This window comes from Acinetobacter sp. YH12068_T (genome assembly GCF_024606005.1).
GTDB classification, from domain to species: domain Bacteria; phylum Pseudomonadota; class Gammaproteobacteria; order Pseudomonadales; family Moraxellaceae; genus Acinetobacter; species Acinetobacter amyesii.
The window spans coordinates 1,511,965-1,533,249 of sequence record NZ_CP094555.1 but is presented as its reverse complement, the minus strand read 5'-3'; the positions used below and the strand labels follow the sequence as shown (position 1 = coordinate 1,533,249).

General features: G+C 39.7%; 17 protein-coding genes. 11 read left to right on the top strand and 6 right to left on the bottom strand.

From position 1 onward, the window contains the following. Positions 1–15 precede the first annotated feature (15 nt). Both MST18_RS07450 and MST18_RS07445 read right to left on the bottom strand, forming a co-directional pair. Positions 16–1,185 carry a thiolase family protein gene (locus MST18_RS07450; RefSeq protein ID WP_180008861.1) on the bottom strand — a complete coding sequence of 390 codons (1,170 nt, stop codon included), beginning with the start codon at positions 1,183–1,185 and terminating at the stop codon, positions 16–18. Between the two features lie 101 nt (positions 1,186–1,286). Then, entirely contained in the window at positions 1,287–3,065 is a 1,779-nt protein-coding gene (locus MST18_RS07445; RefSeq protein WP_180011711.1) for an acyl-CoA dehydrogenase C-terminal domain-containing protein, read from the bottom strand. Between the two features lie 605 nt (positions 3,066–3,670). On the opposite strand from MST18_RS07445, the gene MST18_RS07440 reads away from it, so the two are divergent. Then, positions 3,671–4,276: a TetR/AcrR family transcriptional regulator gene (locus tag MST18_RS07440; protein ID WP_078190941.1), complete on the top strand. Its 606-nt coding sequence runs from the start codon at positions 3,671–3,673 to the stop codon at positions 4,274–4,276. A 65-nt stretch (positions 4,277–4,341) separates the two neighbouring features. Here the strand turns inward: MST18_RS07440 and MST18_RS07435 are convergent, their stop codons facing one another. The 4 genes from MST18_RS07435 to cysK all read right to left on the bottom strand — a co-directional run bounded on the left by MST18_RS07435 (position 4,342) and on the right by cysK (position 9,266). Further along, the gene (locus MST18_RS07435) at positions 4,342–4,536 is read right to left on the bottom strand and encodes a heavy-metal-associated domain-containing protein (protein ID WP_078190942.1); all 195 of its coding nucleotides are present in this window, start codon (positions 4,534–4,536) and stop codon (positions 4,342–4,344) included. Between the two features lie 66 nt (positions 4,537–4,602). Then, complete coding sequence (gene cueR / locus MST18_RS07430) at positions 4,603–5,022, bottom strand: Cu(I)-responsive transcriptional regulator (protein WP_111884371.1); 420 nt, start codon at positions 5,020–5,022, stop codon at positions 4,603–4,605. A gap of 1 nt (position 5,023) precedes the next feature. Continuing rightward, positions 5,024–7,696, bottom strand: coding sequence for a heavy metal translocating P-type ATPase (locus MST18_RS07425; RefSeq protein ID WP_180133396.1), 2,673 nt, complete (start codon positions 7,694–7,696; stop codon positions 5,024–5,026). 571 nt (positions 7,697–8,267) lie between these two features. Further along, the gene (gene cysK / locus MST18_RS07420; protein ID WP_111884368.1) at positions 8,268–9,266 is read right to left on the bottom strand and encodes a cysteine synthase A; all 999 of its coding nucleotides are present in this window, start codon (positions 9,264–9,266) and stop codon (positions 8,268–8,270) included. A 282-nt stretch (positions 9,267–9,548) separates the two neighbouring features. Here cysK and MST18_RS07415 point away from each other — a divergent pair, with 282 nt between their 5' ends. The 10 genes from MST18_RS07415 to MST18_RS07370 all read left to right on the top strand — a co-directional run bounded on the left by MST18_RS07415 (position 9,549) and on the right by MST18_RS07370 (position 21,238). Beyond that, positions 9,549–9,866, top strand: a complete 318-nt coding sequence (locus MST18_RS07415; protein WP_180133397.1) for a helix-turn-helix transcriptional regulator — start codon at positions 9,549–9,551, stop codon at positions 9,864–9,866. A gap of 308 nt (positions 9,867–10,174) precedes the next feature. Beyond that, the gene (locus MST18_RS07410) at positions 10,175–11,911 is read left to right on the top strand and encodes a SulP family inorganic anion transporter (RefSeq protein WP_180133398.1); all 1,737 of its coding nucleotides are present in this window, start codon (positions 10,175–10,177) and stop codon (positions 11,909–11,911) included. A 204-nt stretch (positions 11,912–12,115) separates the two neighbouring features. Further along, positions 12,116–13,309, top strand: a complete 1,194-nt coding sequence (gene sstT, locus MST18_RS07405) for a serine/threonine transporter SstT (protein WP_180133399.1) — start codon at positions 12,116–12,118, stop codon at positions 13,307–13,309. A gap of 34 nt (positions 13,310–13,343) precedes the next feature. After that, on the top strand, positions 13,344–14,018 hold the full coding sequence (locus MST18_RS07400; protein ID WP_180107101.1) for a YoaK family protein: 675 nt from the start codon (positions 13,344–13,346) through the stop codon (positions 14,016–14,018). A 12-nt stretch (positions 14,019–14,030) separates the two neighbouring features. After that, complete coding sequence (locus MST18_RS07395; protein WP_078193805.1) at positions 14,031–14,567, top strand: DUF2058 domain-containing protein; 537 nt, start codon at positions 14,031–14,033, stop codon at positions 14,565–14,567. A gap of 246 nt (positions 14,568–14,813) precedes the next feature. Then, complete coding sequence (locus tag MST18_RS07390) at positions 14,814–16,064, top strand: mechanosensitive ion channel family protein (protein ID WP_180133400.1); 1,251 nt, start codon at positions 14,814–14,816, stop codon at positions 16,062–16,064. A 315-nt stretch (positions 16,065–16,379) separates the two neighbouring features. Next, entirely contained in the window at positions 16,380–17,651 is a 1,272-nt protein-coding gene (locus tag MST18_RS07385) for a sensor domain-containing diguanylate cyclase (RefSeq protein ID WP_257227524.1), read from the top strand. Positions 17,652–17,758: 107 nt separating this feature from the next. Next, positions 17,759–19,633, top strand: coding sequence for an ABC transporter ATP-binding protein (locus MST18_RS07380; protein WP_180133401.1), 1,875 nt, complete (start codon positions 17,759–17,761; stop codon positions 19,631–19,633). Beyond that, positions 19,611–20,060 carry a MaoC family dehydratase gene (locus tag MST18_RS07375; protein WP_078193809.1) on the top strand — a complete coding sequence of 150 codons (450 nt, stop codon included), beginning with the start codon at positions 19,611–19,613 and terminating at the stop codon, positions 20,058–20,060. The genes MST18_RS07380 and MST18_RS07375 overlap by 23 nt, the downstream gene beginning before the upstream one ends. Positions 20,061–20,209: 149 nt before the next feature. Further along, entirely contained in the window at positions 20,210–21,238 is a 1,029-nt protein-coding gene (locus tag MST18_RS07370; RefSeq protein WP_078190954.1) for an AraC family transcriptional regulator, read from the top strand. Positions 21,239–21,285 lie beyond the last annotated feature (47 nt).

Here is a 21,285-nt window from a genome sequence, read left to right as displayed (position 1 = left end):
ATAAATTGAGGCAAATTAAATCAGTTCAACCGCAATTGCAGTTGCTTCACCGCCACCAATACACAGTGCTGCGACACCTTTTTTACCGCCAGTGCGTTTTAAGGCATGAATCAGCGTCACAATAATACGTGAACCTGATGAACCTAGTGGGTGACCAAGTGAGCAAGCACCACCATGAATGTTCACTTTTGCTTCATCTAAGTTAAATCCATCAATCGCCAGCATTGTAACCATGGCAAATGCTTCATTGACTTCCCACAAGTCAACCTCTTGTGCATCCCAACCTGCTTGTGCAAGCACTTTCTCAATAGCACCGACTGGAGCAATCGTGAACTCTGACGGATGCTGTGAATTTGTGGCATAAGCAACGACTTTTGCTAGTGGTTTTAAACCACGCGCTTGAGCCGTTTCTTCTGATGTAACCACCAAAGCAGATGCACCGTCAGAAATTGAGCTGGCATTGGCGGCTGTGATCGTGCCGTCTTTTTTGAATGCAGGACGCAGTGTTGGGATTTTTTCAGGCTTAGCACTTAATGGCTGTTCATCTGTGTCAACAACGACGTCACCTTTACGGCTTTTAACAGTAACTGGCACGATTTCATTTTTGAAGAAACCGCCTTGAATCGCTGCAACGGCTTTATTGAGTGAGTTGATGGCAAAAGCATCTTGCTGTTCACGGGTATAGCCTTTTTTATCTGCCATATCTTGTGCCAGAATACCCATCGATAAACCTGTCTCAGCATCTTCTAAGCCTTCTTGGAACATGTGGTCTGTGGTTTTACCATGACCCATACGATAGCCTGAACGCGCTTTTTCAAGTAAATATGGCGCATTTGACATCGACTCCATACCACCTGCAACCACAATATTGGCCGAACCGGCTTTAATCGCATCAGCTGCTTGCATCACTGCCTTCATGCCTGAACCACAAATTTTATTAATCGTGGTGGCACCCGTTGTATCTGGTAAGCCTGCTTGACGCATCGCTTGGCGTGCAGGACCTTGTTTAAGACCAGCCGGTAATACACAGCCAAAAATAACTTCGTCAATATCTGTAGGTTCTAAACCTGCACGTGCAACAACAGCCTGAATCGCTGCAGCACCTAAGTCTGGGGCTGTACAAGATGAAAGTGAACCCTGAAAACCACCCATCGCTGTACGTACGCCATCTACAATTACAATCATTTCTTATTTCATCCTGTTTTAAATCTTTTAACCCCAAGGAACCATGACTGGTTCCTCAGATTTTCCATCTTAATGTTTTTCACAGTGGTTTCGATGAAACTTTAAGATTGAGCGGTGAAGTATTCTTCAGATAGCTGCATGATAAGTTCAGAACCTGCTTTAATGCGTTGAGCACGGGCAGCAAGGTCAGGTAGAACTTTCTCAACATAGAAATCTGCGAGTACCAGTTTGTTTTGGAAGAAGCTCTCTGGTTTTGCAGCCGCAGCTTTGCTAATACGCGCAAACATATAAACGAAGCTGAGTAAACCAACAGCGTGCAGGTAATCGACTGCCACCGAACTGCTAAAGTCTGGGGTGGTCTTAGATTGTTCAATAATGAATTGCGTTAATGCTTCAACTTCGTCAGAAACTTGCAATGCTGCAGATTTAACTTTTGAATCAGCCATGGTTGCAGCAAAGTCACGAATTTCAGCAATGTATTCGGCAATAAATGCACCATTACATTTCGTGGTTTTGCGTCCAATTAAATCAATCGCTTGTACGCCATTTGTGCCTTCGTAAATCTGCGAAATACGTAAGTCACGAATGCATTGCTCCATGCCCCATTCACGGATATAGCCATGACCACCAAAGCACATTTGCGCTTCTAAAGTAGCTTGTAGGGCTGTATCTGTTAGGTAGGCTTTTGCAATAGGTGTCAATAAAGCCACGCGGTCATTGGCTTTTTTCACTGCAGCTTCGTCAGTTGAATATTTTGTAATATCCAGTTGCTGACCAACATACACAGCAAATGCACGCGATGCTTCGTTGTTGGCGCGTACATTCAACAACATACGACGTACATCACCATGTACCAAAATAGAGTCGGCTGGTTTTTCAGGAGATTTCACACCTGTCGCAGAACGACCTTGTAGACGATCAGTCGCATACTGTGCAGCATTTTGGTAAGCAAATTCTGCGGCGCCAATCCCTTGGATACCCATCGATAAACGTTCATAGTTCATCATGACAAACATCGCCGCAAGACCTTCGTTTTCTTTACCAACGATATAACCTTTGGCACCATCAAAGTTCATAACACACGTTGCAGAACCTTTAATACCCATCTTGTGTTCAATTGAACCCGCTGATACGGCATTACGTTCACCGACTGAGCCATCGGCATTGACATGGAATTTTGGAACGATAAACAATGAAATACCACGTGAACCCGCAGGTGCATTTGGCGTTTTTGCTAACACAAGATGGATGATGTTTTCACACAGATCATGTTCACCACTGGTGATGAAAATTTTCGTGCCTGTAATATTAAATGAACCATCTTCATTCGGCTCTGCTTTGGTTTTAATGATCCCCAAATCAGTCCCTGAATGTGGTTCAGTTAAACACATAGTGCCTGACCATTCACCCGTATAAAATTTTGGAAGATAGGTTTCTTTTTGCTCTTGCGAAGCACGGTCATTAATCGCCATACCTGCACCCACAGTCAGTAGTGGATACAACATAAATGATGGATTGGTACTCCAAATCATTTCGTCAGCAAGTACCGTCAACATTTTCGGCATGTTTTGGCCGCCCCATTCTTCAGAAGCGCCTAAACCAACCCAACCGCCTTCGGCGAATTGTTTAAAAGCGTCTTTAAACCCTGTAGGCGTAGTAACAACACCATTACTAAACTGCGCACCACCTTCTTCATCTGCAGTACGGTTCAAGTCTAGAATAACGTTTTTAGAAAACTTAGCCATTTCTTCTAAAATGGCATTTGCAGTCGCCATATCAATATGAGCTAAGTTTTCATTTGACTGCCAGAACTCATCTGCATTGAATACATCATTTAAGATGAAGTCCATGTCCTTTAACGGCGCATTGTATATTGGCATTGTACTTTCCTTTTCTACAGGCTTTGTCAGCGTCTTTGACAAAGTACTTTTTTAAAGTTGCACGCTCCCGCACAAAATCATCAAATCAATTTTGTGTGGATTTTTTAAAGATCTGTTTTTTCAGATAGATATCTAAAATGGATATAGATAATGTGTTTTTACCGACAAGTGGAAAATAACCACCTGATATTTTGAGCAGCATTATTTTATTACAATTAAATAAATTTATTGAATTGACTAAATTTATAATTGGTAATTGATTAAAACCAAACATAATAGTACCTATAATCATGTTTAATTTAGGTTGTATTAATAACATAACAACCAAGACCGTTTTGTTAAATGCTGCTTTTGTTGTAAAAGCGAAAAGACAATAAATTAAAAAAAATAAAAATGGAATTTTATTTCAAAAAAATGACCTCAAGGGTTCAGTTTTATTGACATTAATTTTATGCTATGAATTCTATATGTTTTACGCACTCTACTAATGTGTTTATTTTTAAACCAATTTATGTAATATTTGAGACCATAGTGGAATGTAAGATTCACAAGATTTAGCTTAAGCTAGGCTTGTTCACCCTCAAGATGTTTATGGAACAGTTATCATGAGTTCAGTACGCCAACAAAATTTTATCCTTCGCAAGGAAAAAATTTTAGCCATGGCAGAAACCCTGCTATTAGATAATAATCAAGACATCACCTTAAGTGAGTTAGCTTGTGAACTAGATATTGCCAAAGGCACGATTTATAAACATTTTAAAAGTAAAAACCAATTATATTTAGAACTGATTATCTTAAATGAAAAACGATTATTAGAAATTTCAAAAAAATATAATCATGATATTAAAACTTATGTTTCACAATATATGCTTTATAATATGTTGAATTCTAATAGAACTATATTATTACATGTCATTGAAGAACGCTTAACCAATAATGAACGTAAATTAAAAGAGTTATTTGAGGAGCTCTATCGTGTTCGTGAAGAACGTATTATTGAAATTAAGGATATGACCAGTGATTATCTAAAATCACTTGAAAGCGCAATGTCGATACGTGATTATTTATCTTATATTTGGACGGTCACTTATGGTGCATCCCTACTCCTCAATTCAACGCATTATCAAAAATCAATCGGTTCACGTGAACGCTTAATCAAGCTATATATTAATCAGGCGCTGATGACGCCAGATAAAATTTCAGCCGTATAGAATTGATTTATAAATAAAAAAGCCGAACAATTGTTCGGCTTTTTTTTCATTAAACAATATCTAGGTTATGCAATCACAGGTGGGAAGCCATCTTCGGTTAAAGCGCTAATCAATTGCTCTGCACTGGCACTAGATTCAACGTCAACTAATTTTGTAGCTACATCAATAGTGACCGTTGCATTTTCGTCTAAGTCTTTAATCGTTGCTGTTACGCTACGGGCACAACCACCGCATGTCATATTATCAATACGAAATTTCATGATATTCATCCTTCTTTTCTAATAACAACACTATAAACCTTGCCACGATTGTAAGGTCAAGCGGATTTAAATCTTTGCTGTATGGCAGCACTCAGCCATGCCCGTTTCGATTTGATTTAAAATCGTACAATCGGCTTGATCATTACCGGCACAGCCATCTACAGATTGTTGCAAGATCTCAACCATGGCCTGTAAGTCTGCGATTTTTTGATTTAAGGTCTGGATATGTTTTAACGCCAATGCTTTAACTTCTACACTTTGCCGACTTTGATTTTTCCAAAGCCCAAGTAAATCTTTCATTTGTTCAGAAGAAAAACCTAAATCACGCGCATGTCTTAAGAAACTCAAGGTTTTAATATCGGCTTCCGAGTAAACTCGATAGCCGGCATCGGTGCGCTGCGCATTATTTAACAGCCCAATCGATTCATAATAGCGGATCATTTTTGCAGAAATGCCCGATGCTTTCGCTGCTTGTCCAATATTCATCTCAAGACTCCTGAAAAACTGGCCCTTTAAATGCTTTTAAACGCAAGGCATTTGACACAACAAACACCGATGAAAGTGCCATTGCACCTGCGGCGAACATAGGTGAAAGCAATATGCCAAAGAATGGATATAACACACCTGCAGCGACGGGAATCAATGCTGCATTGTAAATAAATGCCCAAAATAGATTTTGGCGAATATTATTCATCGTCGCAGTACTCAGTGCGATTGCTGTCGGTACCATTTGTAAATTACCCGACATAAGCACAACGTCCGCAGCCTCTATCGCCACATCTGTCCCTGTACCAATCGCCATGCCCACATCTGCTTGCGCAAGTGCAGGCGCATCATTAATGCCATCGCCGACAAAACAAACAACACCATGTTCCTTTTGCAATTGTTGTACAGATTGCACTTTTTGGTCTGGCATTACTTCAGCGATCACATGATCAATCTTCAACTGTCGTGCTATGGCAGTGGCAGTATGTCGGTTATCGCCTGTAATCATGGCCACTTTCAGCCCTAAATCATGCAAAGCTTGAATGGCTGCGAAGGTTGTAGCTTTGATCGGGTCGGCTACAGCAACAATGGCAGCAAGCTGTTGATCGATCGATACATAGAGCGGGGTTTTCCCTTCATTGCCCATGCGTTCCGCCAGTGATGAAAAGATTTGTGTATCTAAACCAAGTTTATGCATCAAATGATCTGCACCGATAAAAATGCTTTGTCCTTCAACAACGGCCTGAATCCCAGCACCAGTCACGGAATCAAAATGCTCAACCTCTAAAAGTTGCACTTGCATCTCTTTTGCAGCTTGAACAATGGCATAGGCAATCGGATGCTCAGATTTCTGCTCTACAGAGACCAATAACTGAAATACGCGATCTTTATCAAAAGCTTCAGTGACTTCAAAATCTGTCAGTTTCGGTTTACCTTCCGTCAATGTCCCTGTTTTATCGACTGCAACCACTTGAGTATTTTTGAGTTGTTGTAAGGCTTCACCTTTACGGAACAATACTCCAAGCTCTGCACCTCGCCCTGTACCGACCATAATAGACGTTGGTGTTGCCAAACCCATTGCACATGGACATGCGATAATCAGTACTGCTACAGCATTGACTAAGGCATAGGTTAAACTCGGTTCAGGTCCAACTACATACCAAACTAAAAAGGTGATCAACGCCAACGCCATTACCACCGGTACAAACCATAACGTGACTTTATCCACCAAAGCTTGAATCGGTAATTTTGAACCCTGAGCCTGTTCAACCATATGAATAATTTGTGCCAAAACAGAATCTTGACCTACCGCAGTGGCTAGTATTTTCAATGCCCCATTTTGGTTAATCGTACCACCGACAACTTGATCACCGGCTTTTTTCTCGACAGGAATTGGCTCGCCACTGATCATGGATTCATCAATATAACTGTTCCCAGACACCACGGTGCCATCGACTGGGCAACGTTCACCAGGCCGTATTTCAATCAACATACCTGTTTCAACATCACTAATCGGCAAATCTATATAGCTACTAGATTGCTCAACACGTGCTGTTTTGGGTTGCATGCCGACTAAGTATTGAATAGCTTGCGAGGTTTTACCTTTGGCTTTCGCCTCCATAAAACGACCCAAAAGAATCAACGCCACAATTACTGCGGCTGCTTCAAAGTACACATGAACCGTACCTTGCGGTAATAATTGCGGAGCAAATGTTGCAACACAAGAAAAACTATAAGCAGATAAAGTCCCAACTGCGACCAAAGAATTCATATCTGGGGCAAGTCGCGCAAGTGCTGGTATGCCGTGCTGATAAAAGCGTCTTCCGGGTAGGATTAACACCAAAGTGGTTAATATAAACTGAATATACCAACTATTTTGTGTCCCTAAATTATGTGCAATAAAATGATGAAAAGCTGGAATCATGTGTGATCCCATCTCCAAGATAAAAACAGGAACAGCGAGTACCAATGCGATGATTAAATCACGTTTGAGCAACCGAGCTTCATCGGCTTTTTTTTCTGCCATTGTCGGTTGTAGTTGTGTAGCAACGGTCGCACTGTATCCCGCTTTTTTAACTGCCGCGATCAATTCCTGTGTTTTTGAAACTGGCGCCTGAACAAAAGCTTTTTCACTGGCTAAATTTACAGTTGCTTTACTAACACCGTCTACAGCGTTTAGGGCTTTTTCAACCCGTGCCACACATGAAGCACAGGTCATTCCATCAATATTTAATTCAATATTGGGCTGTGCAATATGAAAACCAGCTTTTTCTACGGACTTCGCCAATGCAGAATTTTCAACAGATGCCAATGCCGTAATCGTAGCTTTTTCAGTTGCCAAATTCACTTTTGCATCGATGACTTCTGGAACTGTTTTTAATGCTTTTTCAACACGTGCCACACACGATGCGCAAGTCATCCCTTCAATTTCAAGTTCAATCTGCTTTTGTGCAACGCCAAAACCTGCCTTTTCAACGGCCTGAATTACAGCAGAATAATCCACATTTTTATCACTCTGAACATGTGCTGTTTCAGTGGCTAAATTCACTTGAGCATCAGTGATGCCATCGACTTTTTTTAAGGCTTTTTCCACCCGTGCCACACAAGAAGCACAGGTCATCCCTTCAATAGCAAGTGTGCCATCAAAAAGTTTGTGTTCTGTCGAATCTGTCATGGCAACATCCCAATCATATGTGCTTGTTTTAGGCTATAGCTTAAACTTTACCACAATGGGAAGGTCAAGTTTTTCTGACTCACAGCAAGGCTTTTTTTTACGATATAAAAAATTGCGAATATTCAAAAATATAATCAATAATATTGAATAATCATTATTCAATTAGTTTGTTTTTCTGATATTAAAACTACACCTTTCCTCATTATTCAGTAAGATAAAGATTCGTGACCACCAAACGAATTACTCTCTTTCGCATGTACAAACTGTCGAACATTTGCTTTAACTGCGCATATTTGTGTGCTTTTTTATTTTTAATTTTAAGTTGGAGTCTAGATCATATTGATGTTTGGCTCACTCAAGTGGTTATCCCTGCTGTCACGATATGCATACTCTTAGGCTTCCTGTTTAAATACATCGCTCGAAAGTTAGGACATGAACCGCCTAAACGAAAAATAAAACAACAAAATCCCAAAAACGATGATCAAGACCCGGCTTAAGATACTTATAAATAACGAAATCATCAATAAAAAAGCCCATTCAATTGAACGGGCTTTTTTTCATGTCTGAATTATTAGTCAGCACTAATATCTTCAAATAAAACTGAAGAAAGATAACGTTCACCACCATCCGGTAAAATGACCACAATGGTTTTGCCTGCATTCTCAGGACGTGCAGCAAGTTTTGCCGCAGCTGCCATTGCCGCGCCACTAGAGATACCCACTAAAATACCGTCATGAGTAGCCGTTTTACGCGCCCACTCAATTGCTTCAGCACTTTCAATACCGATCACTTCATCAACAAGGTCTAGATCTAAGTTACCCGGAATAAAGTTAGCGCCAATCCCCTGAATTTTATGTGGCCCAGGAGTCAGTGTTTCGCCTTTTTTCGCTTGGGCAATAATCGGAGATTCAGCCGGTTCTACCGCAACAGAATAAAGCGGCTGATTTTTCACTTTTTCAAAATAGCTTGAAATGCCTGAAATCGTACCGCCTGTACCTACACCTGAAACTAAAATATCCACTTTACCACCGGTCGCTTCCCAAATTTCTGGGCCAGTGGTCAATTCATGAATTTTAGGGTTTGCAGGGTTTTCAAACTGTTGTGGTAAATAATACGTTTCAGGATGTTCGGCAACGAGGCGCTGTGCTTCTTCGACCGCACCTTTCATGCCTTTAGCAGGTTCAGTCAATACGAGATTTGCACCAAAAGACTTCAACACCTTACGGCGTTCAATACTCATACTTGCTGGCATGGTTAATGTAATTGCATAACCTTTCGCAGCTGCAACAAATGCCAAAGCAATCCCTGTATTACCACTTGTAGGTTCTACAATATGCATACCCGGTTTTAATAAACCTTTTTCTTCTGCATCAGCAATGAGAGCTGCACCTACACGACATTTCACTGAAAATGCTGGGTTACGGCTTTCTACTTTCGCCAAGACCGTTGCTTCTGACTGAATCGCACGATTAATACGAACTAAAGGTGTATTACCAATCGCTTCAGCGTTATTACTATATACTGCGATACCTAAATTACTCGTTGCTGGAAAAGCTGAATCTGTTGTCATGACTATTTATCCCTTGTGTATTTATTGAATACGATCTTTAGATGATACAATTATTTTCAAAGTGTGCATGATTTTTTAAGCTAATGTCTTATATTTATGTGCATTTTGTGAAAGCTTGCACTAAAATCAAGCAATAAATTTAACTGATTAACTAAATTTAAACTTATAAAAATTAATGATATTTGATTTCATAAAAAACCATAGAAATTGTCTTATTTATTCAATGTATTAAGCCGTGATATCCGTATACTTGAGCTGTTGTTAATCGTATGGACATATCCAATGAATACCGATCTGGAAATCACTACTATGCGTGATTCTGCCGAATTAGTCGTGGGCGTTTTAAAGTCGCTGGCAAATACGGATCGTCTACTAATTTTATGTCATCTAGCACAGCAAGAATTGAATGTGTCTCAGATTGAAGAAATCACTGATATTAAACAGCCAACCCTCTCACAACAACTGATGATGTTACGTAAAAGTGATGTTGTGACTACGCGTCGTGATGGTAAGCAAATTTATTATTCAATTAAAGATGCAAATTTAGTTCAAGTTCTCAATACTCTTTACCAATTGTATTGCAACCAAGCTTATAAATAACACTCAGTTATTTTAAAATTTCAAGCCAGACATGCTGTTCTTGCACCACTATAGATGAATTATCGCAATGGACAGCAATTCAATATCTAAATTTACCCTCCAGACTTCTTCAAAATTTCAATATATATATTTATATCGAATATCCAAAGCTTTAAATCAGCTCATACTTTTTATTAATTCATTTAGAATGATGGTTTCTTATATATCCCACAAATGTACTGCAATGTTGTACGCTCAAAATTTATTGCACAAGACTTCTTAGCATTTTTTATGCATAATATATATGAAATTGTGATTTAGATAAGTTTATGTCAGATTTAAAACCTCATATCTTACAGAAATTTCCTGCTTGGCAGTGGTTACAGCACTACAGCACTGTGAAATTTAAATCTGATGTACTTGCTTCGCTGATCGTGATTGCCATGTTGGTTCCTCAAGGTATGGCGTATTCCATGCTGGCAGGTTTACCCCCAATCATGGGTTTATATGCCAGTATTTTACCGATGATTGTCTACGCACTCATTGGTGGAAGCTCAACCTTATCGATTGGACCTGTGGCAATCATTTCGATGATGACTTTCGCCACGCTCAATCCGCTATTTGAAGTTGGTTCGCCTGTTTATATTGAAGCAGCTACACTTTTGGCCTTAATGGTCGGCCTGATTTCTCTGATGCTAGGTGTACTACGTTTTGGTTTTTTAATTCAGCTGATCAGTCATCCTGTCATTAAAAGCTTCATTATTGCTTCGGCTCTGCTCATTGCACTAGGTCAGTTTAAGTTTCTCGTCGATGTCCCGCTAAAAGCCAACAACATCCCTGAGTTTGTTTTAAGTTTGTGGGAATACCTGAGTTTGACTCACTTTGCTTCACTCATTTTTGGTGTGCTGGCCATACTGTTTTTAATCTATGTACCGAAAATATTGGCGACTCAATCAATTCAATCTAGATTCGGCTCTACAGCCTTTCTAAGTAAAGCACTGCCACTGATATTAGTGGTGATCTCGATTGCATCGGTGATGTTATTTGACCTGCAAAATGTCGGCATTAAAACTGTCGGTGAAATTCCTTCAGGTTTTCCACCCTTAAGCTTTCCACATTGGAACTGGGAATTGGTACAAACCTTACTGCCCGGTGCAACAATGATTGCCATGATCAGTTTTGTTGAGTCACTGTCTATCGCCCAAGCCACTGCCTTACAACAACGCAGCCAACTCAATAGTAACCAAGAGTTGGTCGCTCTAGGTTTAGCCAATCTAAGCGCTGGGGTTAGCTCTGCCTTTCCTGTGACAGGTAGCTTATCTCGTACAGTGGTTAATGCAGATGCAGGTGCAAAAACCCCGATGGCAGGTGTGTTGTCGTCATTGCTGATTATCGTTGTCAGTCTCTACTTCACTGGTTTTTTCCAAGACTTACCTTTAGTGATCTTGGCGGCCACAATTATTGTTTCCATTTGGAAATTAGTCGACTTTAAACCTTTTGTGGATACATGGCGTTATTCAAAAGCTGATGGTATAGCGATGTGGGTGACCTTTTTCGGTGTGGTGTGTATCGACATTTCTACTGGTCTCATTATTGGTATTATTTCTACCTTTATTCTGTTGTTATGGCGCATCAGTCGTCCACATATTGCGGTGATCGGCTTGGTTGAGGGCACACAGCACTTCCGCAATGTACAGCGCCATCATGTCTATACCGCACCACATATACTCTCGCTCCGTATAGATGAAAATATCTCGTTTTTAAATGCCAATACGCTTAAAGGTTTCTTGATCAATGAAGTCAGTGAAAATATTGACCTAGAACATGTTGTTATCAACTGCTCAAGCGTCAGTTCAATTGACCTCAGTGCCTTAGAAATGTTGGAAGATTTAAATGCTGAATTATCAAAATTAGATATTCGACTGCATTTTTCCGAGGTCAAAGGCCCTGTCATGGACAAATTGCAGCACTCAAAACTACTCACGCATTTAAGTGGTCAAATTTTTCTCACCCACTATCAAGCCGTTACAGAGCTTGCGACAGCCAGTTCTGAGTACCAAATTTAAAGGCCTATTAGCTCACTGTTTAATCAATGCGAATTTTATAAACAGTGAGTTTTGAAGGGTTTACATTTTAATACACAAAAATAGATTATAAAAAACAAAGGTTTATTTTTAAATTAAATTATTTTTTAAGCATTCCACATTTTCGTATAAAATACAGGGCTAATTTTCATCATTTTGTCATTGTAATTCTGACAAGGCTCTCCTATGTTTTCAGCATTTACACGCTTGAGTTTAGTAACCCGAATTATTATCGCCATTATTTTAGGTGTATTGGTTGCTGTTGTTGCTCCAGGCGTTGCACCCTATTTAAGTTTGCTTGGTGATTTATTCATTAAGGCATTGAAATCCGTAGCACCGATACTGGTCTTTGTACTTGTGCTGTCATCCATTGCAAATTTCAAAGTGGGTAGCAGTAATGCATACATTAAACCAATTATATTGATGTACGCTTTGGGTATGTTCTTGGCAGCGCTTAGTGCCGTGATTGTCAGTATCGTATTCCCAAGTACATTAATTTTGGATGTTGCTGCAGAAAATCTTGTTCCGCCAGGCAGTCTTGCTGAAATCTTGAAAAACTTATTATTAAGTTTTGTCGCAAACCCTGTTACAGCCGTTTCAGAAGCAAATTTTATTGGGATCTTAGCTTGGGCTGTTGCCTTGGGTATTGCATTTCGCCATGCATCAGATACCAGTAAAGTTTTCTTATCCGATGCTGCTGATGCGGTGAATAAAGTAATCCGTTTAGTGATTAACTTTGCACCTGTAGGTATCTTTGGTTTGGTTGCTGTTACATTTGCCGATTCAGGTTTGAAAACACTGATTAGCTATGCACACTTACTTGCGGTCTTAATTGGTACCATGTTGTTTGTTGCCTTGGCCATCAATCCACTAATGGTGGCATTTATGACCCGCTCAAATCCGTTCCCATTGGTTTTCCAATGTTTACGTGAAAGTGGTATCACTGCATTCTTTACGCGTAGTTCTGCTGCAAACATTCCTGTAAACCTTGACCTTGCGAAGCGTCTTGGTGTCCCTGAATCTACTGCAAGTGTTGCGATTCCGCTTGGCGCTGCGATTAACATGGCAGGCGCATCAGTGACAATTACTGTACTTACCTTAGCAACAGTGAATACTTTAGGTATTTCGGTTGATTTCACCACTATGTTGATTTTATCAGTCGTTGCTACCGTTTCTGCATGTGGTGCTTCAGGTGTGGCTGGTGGTTCATTATTACTTATTCCAGTGGCTTGTGGCCTGTTTGGTATTTCAAGCGATATCGCGATGCAAGTTGTAGCCATTGGTATGGTTATTAGCGTACTTCAAGATTCAACTGAAACCGCTTTAAACTCTTCGACTGACGTATTATTTACAGCTGCAGTAGACCGTGGTTTAAGATAATATCCTGATATTGGATACTTTTTAAGGCGAGGCCATGCCTTTACAGACTTTACCGCTTTGGATACAACTGGGTGCTTTTTTCCTCGCAGTGAATGCAGGAATGATTAATGTACTTGGACTGGTGACCATCTTGCACCAGTCAGTATCTCACATGACCGGTAATGTCAGTATGTTAGCCATGGCCTTCATTGCATGGCAGCCAACTACGATTATTTATTTGATTTTAGTCTTGCTCTGTTATGTGATTGGCTCATTTTATAGTGGGCTTATTCTTGGAAATAGTCACTTTAGCTTAACCAGACGTTATGGCGTCCCATTAAGCTTGGTGGCTTTTTTTATTGTCCTGTGTTGGCTACTATTGCCCTATTTTCCACGTTACGCTTTGCTTTGGGCATGTGTGGCTATGGGTGTACAAAATGCAATGGTTAGCCACTATAAAGGTACCATTATTCGTACCACACACCTTTCTGGTGTTTTGACGGACTTAGGTTTGGCTTTGGGTTATAAAGCCCGTGGACTTCCGGTTGAGTCTAAACGTGTGGTCTTACATTTATTAATTTTGGCGGGATTTATCGTTGGTGGCATACTTGCCAGTTGGCTTTATCCTTATTTAAAATTAAACGCATTCCTGATTCCTGCCGCACTCAGTTTAGTCATGAGCGCAGTATATTGGATCATCTATTTTCATTATCGACATATACACGATTAGTTGGAACGTATTATGGTTAAAAATGCATTACAGGCGCAACTGCTTAAAGCAGGTCTGGTCGATAATAAAAAGGCAAAAAAATTGTCTAAACAAGCCATACATGAAAAACGTACTGGTGAAAGTAAAGATGCTGAAATCAAGGCGAAAATTGAGCAAGATCAGCAGCAGAAAATGGCCAAAGATCATGCTTTAGAGCAAGATCGTAAAGCAGTTTTGCAAGAAAAAGAATTAAAAGCTGCCATCATGCAAATGATTAATCAGCATAAAATTCGTGATACTGATGGCGAATCTACCTATCAATTTATCGATGATGCAAAGATCAAAAAGCTTTATATCAATCAGCAAATTTATAATGCCCTTGTTGCGGGTAGTCTTGTTATTGCACGTGAAAATAGCAACTATGCTTTTTTGCCAAAAGAATTAGCCGACCGTATTAATGCGAAAATGGAAGGCTTTATTATTGTGAATAATTCTGAAGTGAATGAGCAAACCACGGATGAAGAAGATCCATATGCAGCTTATGTAATTCCTGATGATTTAATGTGGTAAGCATTTCATATCGCTAATGAAGCTCCTAATTAGGGGGCTTTTTTTAGCTCAACATTTATTTATTTTAGTTCATCAATTAGGTTATACCTTCAAAAAATCATTTTTAGCACAAAATAAGTAACATTATGGACTATACATGTCGTAACTCCGTAAAGTTTACGAGTATAAAATTGCTTATATAATCATCATAATTACAATAGTTTGATCATTAAGCCTTTCATTTACTTCAATAAGAGTATGATAATTTTGGAAAAATTTCAGTTCATTAAAAATATTCAAGATTGGTCAGATCAATACCCTTGGCTAGAAATGCTGACGTCGCTCAGTCTCATTATTGTTTTTGCCATTATTGCAAATTTTATCGCCAAGCAAATTGTGGTACGTGGTATTCGAAAGCTCGTATCTAAAATGGCCTTTAGCCATAGTCAAATTTTGTCAGAACATAGTGTGATTAAACGCTTTGCTAACATTGTTCCAGCAATTGTGATCTTAAATGGCATAACTACAGTCCCACATTTATCTGTGAAATTTACTTCAATCGTTCAGATGGCTTGTCAGGCTTTTATCTTCTTGACCATTGCTTTGGCAATTTCTGAATTACTGAATATTTTTAATCTGATTTACCAACGTAATCCAAAATCTAGAAACAAACCGATTAAAGGCTATTTGCAGTTGGTCAAATTGATCATTTTTTTGGTGTGTGGCCTGATGATTTTAGGTACTTTCCTGAAAAAAGATGTATTTACATTACTCGCAGGCTTTGGTGCTATGGCGGCCGTGCTCATGTTGGTTTTTCAGAACACCATTTTGTCACTGGTGGCTTCGGTACAAATTTCTTCTTATGATATGGTGAGAATTGGTGACTGGATTGAGATGCCTTCGCTCAATGCGGATGGCGATGTCATTGATATGTCATTACATACCATAACCGTGCAGAACTTTGATAAGACCTTTACCACGATTCCAACCAATAAACTGGTGACTGACACCTTTAAAAACTGGCGTGGTATGGCACAGTCAGGTGTGCGCCGCATCAAACGCTCGCTTTATATTGATCAAAGCTCTATTCATTTCATGACTCAGGATGAGCAAAACAAACTCAAAGAATTTTTATTATTAGATCAATATCTTGATCATAAGCATGAGGAGCTTGCCCAGTTTAATCAGCAACTTTCCAATCAGTCGCAATATAATCAGCGCCGTTTAACCAATCTTGGGACCTTTCGTGCCTATGTAGAATTCTACTTACAACAGCATTCAGGCATTGCCCAACACCAAACGATTTTAGTGCGTCAGTTACAACCCACGAGTGAAGGCATTCCTTTAGAAATTTATGCTTTTAGTAAAACCATTGCATGGAAAGATTATGAAGCGATTCAATCGGATATCTTTGACCATCTGATTGCAATCACACCTGAGTTTGGTCTTAAAATCTATCAAGCCCCTTCTAGTGCCGATTTTAAAGACCTCGTTCAACCAAATGCCGATAAAAGCTAAGAGCTAAACTTTCCTCTCCCCATGTATATTCAAAGAAGAAATTCTGCAAATTTAAAAAGTCACAATGGCTTTTGAATATACATGGGGCTATCGGTTACCCCGCCTCTACTTCCGCAATTACTTTAGATCATGCGATACAAGGAATAAAAGCGAATCAGATAAATGCGCTAATCGCTCAATTCCTTAAAAATATAATTCATCCGAAACAACTAAATATAATTAAAAAATCAGAACAAATACTATACAAATGTAGATATTTTTAGATACTATTTGTTAACAGTTGCATAAAAACGCTTCTAAAATAGGAACTTGATCATGGAAGGCCCCAATCAACCTTCTCGGAAATCAGTTAAAAACGAATCACAATTACTCATAGAATCGATGAATCGCACTTCTGCCAAACATACGCTTATACAGGCAGAAGCATGTGACCTAGAGAATCGTGTCCGTATTGAGCGTGCTTTATCCGACCCGATTGCACGTATTCCGGCACAGTTTAAAAATGCTTATTACAAATTTTTGTACTACAACCAGAAAGACCATTTAAAGCAGGTCAACTATTTCGCTCAATTGGCTTTTTTAATCTATTTTTGGGCAGATCGCTATGTCCTGCCAGACGTAGAAATGCTTTCAGGTGTAATTCGTATCATTGCAATTATTGGTGCATTTAGCCTAAATTATGTTCTGTTTAAATATATCAAACAGATTAAATTGCTCGATTTAATATTACCACTAGCGACTTGCCTTTCTGCAATCCTCTGGTTTGAGATATTACTTCAGTCGAAAAATGAACTGGTTCATAGCTATCAATATGCCGCCATTATTTTGATTGTATTGGGTAATTTAAGTATTCATGTGCATTTTCGCCCTTCGATCATCACCTCAGCCATGATCACGGCAGCGATCCTTTTTGGCGCATGGCGCATTAATGATTTTGGTGATTTTACAATATTTTTATTGGTGTACGTTCCTGTGCTGCTGTTCAGTATGTATATCTGCTGGAACTCTACGCTCAACTCTCGTAAAACGTTTCTAAGAGCGCTGCTAGATGACTGGAACTTTCATACCCTGCGCAAAATTGCCCATACGGATGAATTAACCCAGTTAAGCAATCGTCGCCAATTTGTACATGCCGCCAATAAAAAAATCCAAGAAACCCCGATGACGGTCTGTACCAGTCTTTTGATTTTTGATGTCGATCATTTTAAAGCGATTAACGATCAATACGGACATGATGTCGGCGATCAAGTGTTATGCCAAATTGCTGAAATTGCACGGAAAGAAATGCGTTTTTACGATATATTGGCGCGTTTCGGGGGTGAAGAATTTATTGTACTTCTGCCTTATACCGTCCCAGAAGATGCATTAAAAATTGCTGAACGGTTAAGACATAAAATGGAACAATACCAGTTTTATATAGATGGTCAATTGGTGAAATTTTCGATCTCCATTGGTGTTTCCAAAATTGACCCTAACCACGCCAAACTTGATCAGTTAATTAAACAAGCCGATATTGCTCTATACGAAGCAAAACGCCAAGGTCGTAATCGGGTTGTACATTTTAATTCTATGAACTTTTGCAGCTAAGCTTTTAAGTAAATAAACAAATCAAAATGGAGAAAAACCAGCGAATCCATTACACTCAGAGCTGAAGAAAGAAAGATTAATTACAGCAAAATTCTCAGGTTATCTGCATGCTTAAATGGTTTGAAAATTTAGTTGACGCTTATCCTGAACAGGACTTGAATAAACCATTGCCGACAAAATTTTTCCCCTTTGTATGGCAAGCTGCGACGGGTGTAAAAAAATACCTATTGTTATTGGTACTCTGTACAGCTAGTGTAGCGAGTTTTGAAGCATTGCTTTATTCCAAAATTGGCGATTTAGTCAATTGGATCAGTAAGTCTCAACCTGAAACCTTTTTACAGCAGCACCAGACCAATCTGACCATTTTGAGCTTTATTTTATTGGCAAATATCTTCTTTTCTTGCCTTCAAACCATTATTAAACATCAGATTCTATATAGCACCTTTCCAATGCGCCTACGTTGGAGATTTCATAACTTATTACTGAAACAAAGTTTAGATTTCTTCCACAACGACTTTGCAGGTCGTTTATCTGCCAAAGTCATGCAAACTTCACTGGCTGTACGTGAGTTTTGGATTATTCTTGGTGACATGTTGGCCTATGTCTTCATTTACCTGATTTCGATCACCGTGATTTTAGGTGCTATATCGCCACTATTGATTATTCCTTTATTACTTTGGCTGGCTTTATTTATTGGTTCTGCATGCTATTTCATCCCAAAATTAAGCAAAATTTCAAATGAACAAGCCAATGCACGCGCAGTAATGACTGGTCGTGTCACCGATGCCTACACCAATATTCAAACGGTGAAATTGTTTGCCCATGCAGGACGCGAAAGCCAATATGCCAAAGCCTCTATGAAAGAGTTTATGGTGACGGTGTATAAGCAAATGCGTCTTGCAGCAAAATACAATATCGCGACGAATTTGCTGATCATAGTTTTATATGGTGGTGTACTTGGAACAGCTGTTTGGCTTTGGATGGATGGTCAAGCTGAGCTTGGGGTCATTGCAGCAGCGACCGCCATGATTTTAAAACTCAGTAGTATTTCCGAGTTTATGATGTGGCAAACGTCTGCCCTTTTTGAAAATGTCGGGACAATTCAAGATGGTATGAAGACTATGGGCCGCCCGATTCATATTCAAGATAAACCTGATGCAACCGACTTAAAAGTACAGCAAGGCGAAATTAAATTTGAAGATGTCAGTTTTGCTTATAATGATAAAAAGGTCATCAATCAATTTAATTTAACCATTCGACCAGGTGAAAAAATCGGTATAGTCGGGCGTTCAGGTGCCGGAAAATCGACATTAATTCAACTTTTACTCCACTTTTACGATATCAACCATGGTCGTATTTCGATTGATGGCCAAAATATAGAAGATATTACCCAAGATAGCTTGAGAAAAAATATTGCTTTGGTGACCCAAGACACCTCGTTATTGCATCGCACGGTTGAAGAAAATATTAAATATGGCCGTCCGAATGCGACTGATGAAGAAATGTATGATGCAGTACGCAAAGCGAAAGCTGATGAATTCATTCCTCAATTGATCGATTTACGTGGTCAACGTGGCTATGACGCATTTGTTGGTGAACGTGGTGTTAAATTATCTGGCGGTCAGCGTCAACGTATTGCAATTGCTCGAGTATTTTTAAAAGACGCACCAATTTTAATTTTAGATGAAGCCACAAGTGCGCTCGATTCAGAAGTCGAAGCTGCGATTCAATCGAGTTTAGATGATTTGATGCAAGGCAAAACTGTGATTGCCATTGCGCATCGACTGTCAACAATTGCGCAAATGGATCGATTGATTGTCTTGGATCAAGGACGTATTGCTGAGCAAGGCACCCATGAAGAGCTTGTCGCTTTGAATGGTATTTATGCACACTTGTGGCAGCGTCAAACCGGTGGCTTTTTAATAGAACAACATAAAGTAGAATCAAAGGAAGATGAAAATGCTGTATCTGGAAGACCTTAAAGTTGGTGATCACTTTAGCAGTCGTGAATATGAAATGACTGTTGAAGAAATCAAGCAATTCGCCAACGCTTTTGATCCTCAGGAATTTCATATAGATGAAGTCAAAGCCCAACAGCACCCGATCTTTCAAGGGCTAGCGGCAAGTGGTTGGCATACTGCTGCTGTAACAATGCGCTTATGGACTGAATGTTTCCCTGTGGCTTATGGCTTAATTGGCTCTGAATCAAGTCTGCGTTGGCCGCGCCCAACGCGTCCGGGGGATAAAATTCGTGTAGAAGTTGAAATATCAGCAATTACTCCATCGAAAAGTAAGACAGACCGCGGCATTGTGACCTATGTTACGCAAGCGCTCAATCAGCACAATGACGTTCTGTATATGTCTACGACCAAAATTGTGGTCTTTTCCAAAGATTTTAAACCGAATTAATCCTTAACGGCCTACTTTACAACGCTAAGGTAGGCCGCTATAAATAGTTGAGCCTAGTCAGTTTGTCCAACAATTTTTGTGGGATACAACACAGAATCATGCCAATATAAGCTTGAACAGAAGAAAAACCCGCATTGCAACGGAACGCTATGAAAACAATTAATTCCCGTCAGGATCAGGGTATTCCCGGAGTATATGGATTGCTCCTTTTAGATGTGGTCTCTCGATGGGGCTACACTGCAGAGACATTATTTAGTCCCTTCGGATTAAACAGCGAACAATTGGCTGAACCAGATTTCCGTATTCCAACACCCATCGCCAATCAATTGGTAGAGCACGCACTACGTTTAACTGGTGAGCCAACATTAGGTTTTCATTTAGGCAACCAAATGCGCATCTCGATTCATGGTTTTATTGGCTATGCCATCATGACGGCGAAGGACATAACCGATGCCTTAGTCTTGGCAAACCGTTTTATTCAGTTACGCATGCCCTTTTTACAGCTTTTTTTCTCGACATTTGGAACCAAAGCTACTGTTCAACTACAAACCGACGTTACGATTGAGCCTTTACGTACCGAAATTTCAATTGCCTTAATTTTTGGCATGATCAGCATGGGCAAAGCAATTACCGGTGTGGATTATTCTGCTGGTGAAATTGATTTTGATTTTCCTCAACCTGAAGGTTTTGAGCGGTTTATTGCCAAATATCCAAGGCACCAATTTAGATTTGATCAGCCACATCTCTTACTTAGTTTTGATAAGCAATATTTAACCAATAAATTGGTCCATGCAGACCCGATTGCTAGTCAAATTGCGATTAACCAATGTGAAGCTGAACTCTCAGCTTTGGGCGAACGTCACCGTATTGCCATGCGCGTTCGTGACATTTTAACCAACTCCGAACAGCACTATTTAAGTATCGAAAGTGTTGCTGAACGGCTACACATGTCCGATCGAACCCTTAAACGCCAACTTGCAGCCGAAGGGACTTCATTTTCAACATTGGTCGACGAAGTTCGCTACCGTCATGCTACTTCGCTCCTGTCACGAACTGATTTTACCTTAGAGCAAATTGCTGATGAATTGGGCTATAGCGATGTCGCCAATTTTAGCCGTGCTTTTAAGCGTTGGAGTGGTCGTAGCCCAAGCAATTGGCGTAAAGATCCGTACTTATAAGTCTTTTGTTTTAAGTAAAAAGCATGTATAACTCATGCCAAAAATGA

Coding starts and splice junctions, on each gene's coding strand:
- MST18_RS07450 (WP_180008861.1), bottom strand. CDS start 1,185: ATGATTGTAATTGTAGATGGCGTACGTACAGCGATGGGTGGTTTTCAG.
- MST18_RS07445 (WP_180011711.1), bottom strand. CDS start 3,065: ATGCCAATATACAATGCGCCGTTAAAGGACATGGACTTCATCTTAAAT.
- MST18_RS07440 (WP_078190941.1), top strand. CDS start 3,671: ATGAGTTCAGTACGCCAACAAAATTTTATCCTTCGCAAGGAAAAAATT.
- MST18_RS07435 (WP_078190942.1), bottom strand. CDS start 4,536: ATGAAATTTCGTATTGATAATATGACATGCGGTGGTTGTGCCCGTAGC.
- cueR (WP_111884371.1), bottom strand. CDS start 5,022: ATGAATATTGGACAAGCAGCGAAAGCATCGGGCATTTCTGCAAAAATG.
- MST18_RS07425 (WP_180133396.1), bottom strand. CDS start 7,696: ATGACAGATTCGACAGAACACAAACTTTTTGATGGCACACTTGCTATT.
- cysK (WP_111884368.1), bottom strand. CDS start 9,266: ATGACAACAGATTCAGCTTTTCCAGCAACGAGTAATTTAGGTATCGCA.
- MST18_RS07415 (WP_180133397.1), top strand. CDS start 9,549: ATGAATACCGATCTGGAAATCACTACTATGCGTGATTCTGCCGAATTA.
- MST18_RS07410 (WP_180133398.1), top strand. CDS start 10,175: ATGTCAGATTTAAAACCTCATATCTTACAGAAATTTCCTGCTTGGCAG.
- sstT (WP_180133399.1), top strand. CDS start 12,116: ATGTTTTCAGCATTTACACGCTTGAGTTTAGTAACCCGAATTATTATC.
- MST18_RS07400 (WP_180107101.1), top strand. CDS start 13,344: ATGCCTTTACAGACTTTACCGCTTTGGATACAACTGGGTGCTTTTTTC.
- MST18_RS07395 (WP_078193805.1), top strand. CDS start 14,031: ATGGTTAAAAATGCATTACAGGCGCAACTGCTTAAAGCAGGTCTGGTC.
- MST18_RS07385 (WP_257227524.1), top strand. CDS start 16,380: ATGGAAGGCCCCAATCAACCTTCTCGGAAATCAGTTAAAAACGAATCA.
- MST18_RS07380 (WP_180133401.1), top strand. CDS start 17,759: ATGCTTAAATGGTTTGAAAATTTAGTTGACGCTTATCCTGAACAGGAC.
- MST18_RS07375 (WP_078193809.1), top strand. CDS start 19,611: ATGCTGTATCTGGAAGACCTTAAAGTTGGTGATCACTTTAGCAGTCGT.
- MST18_RS07370 (WP_078190954.1), top strand. CDS start 20,210: ATGAAAACAATTAATTCCCGTCAGGATCAGGGTATTCCCGGAGTATAT.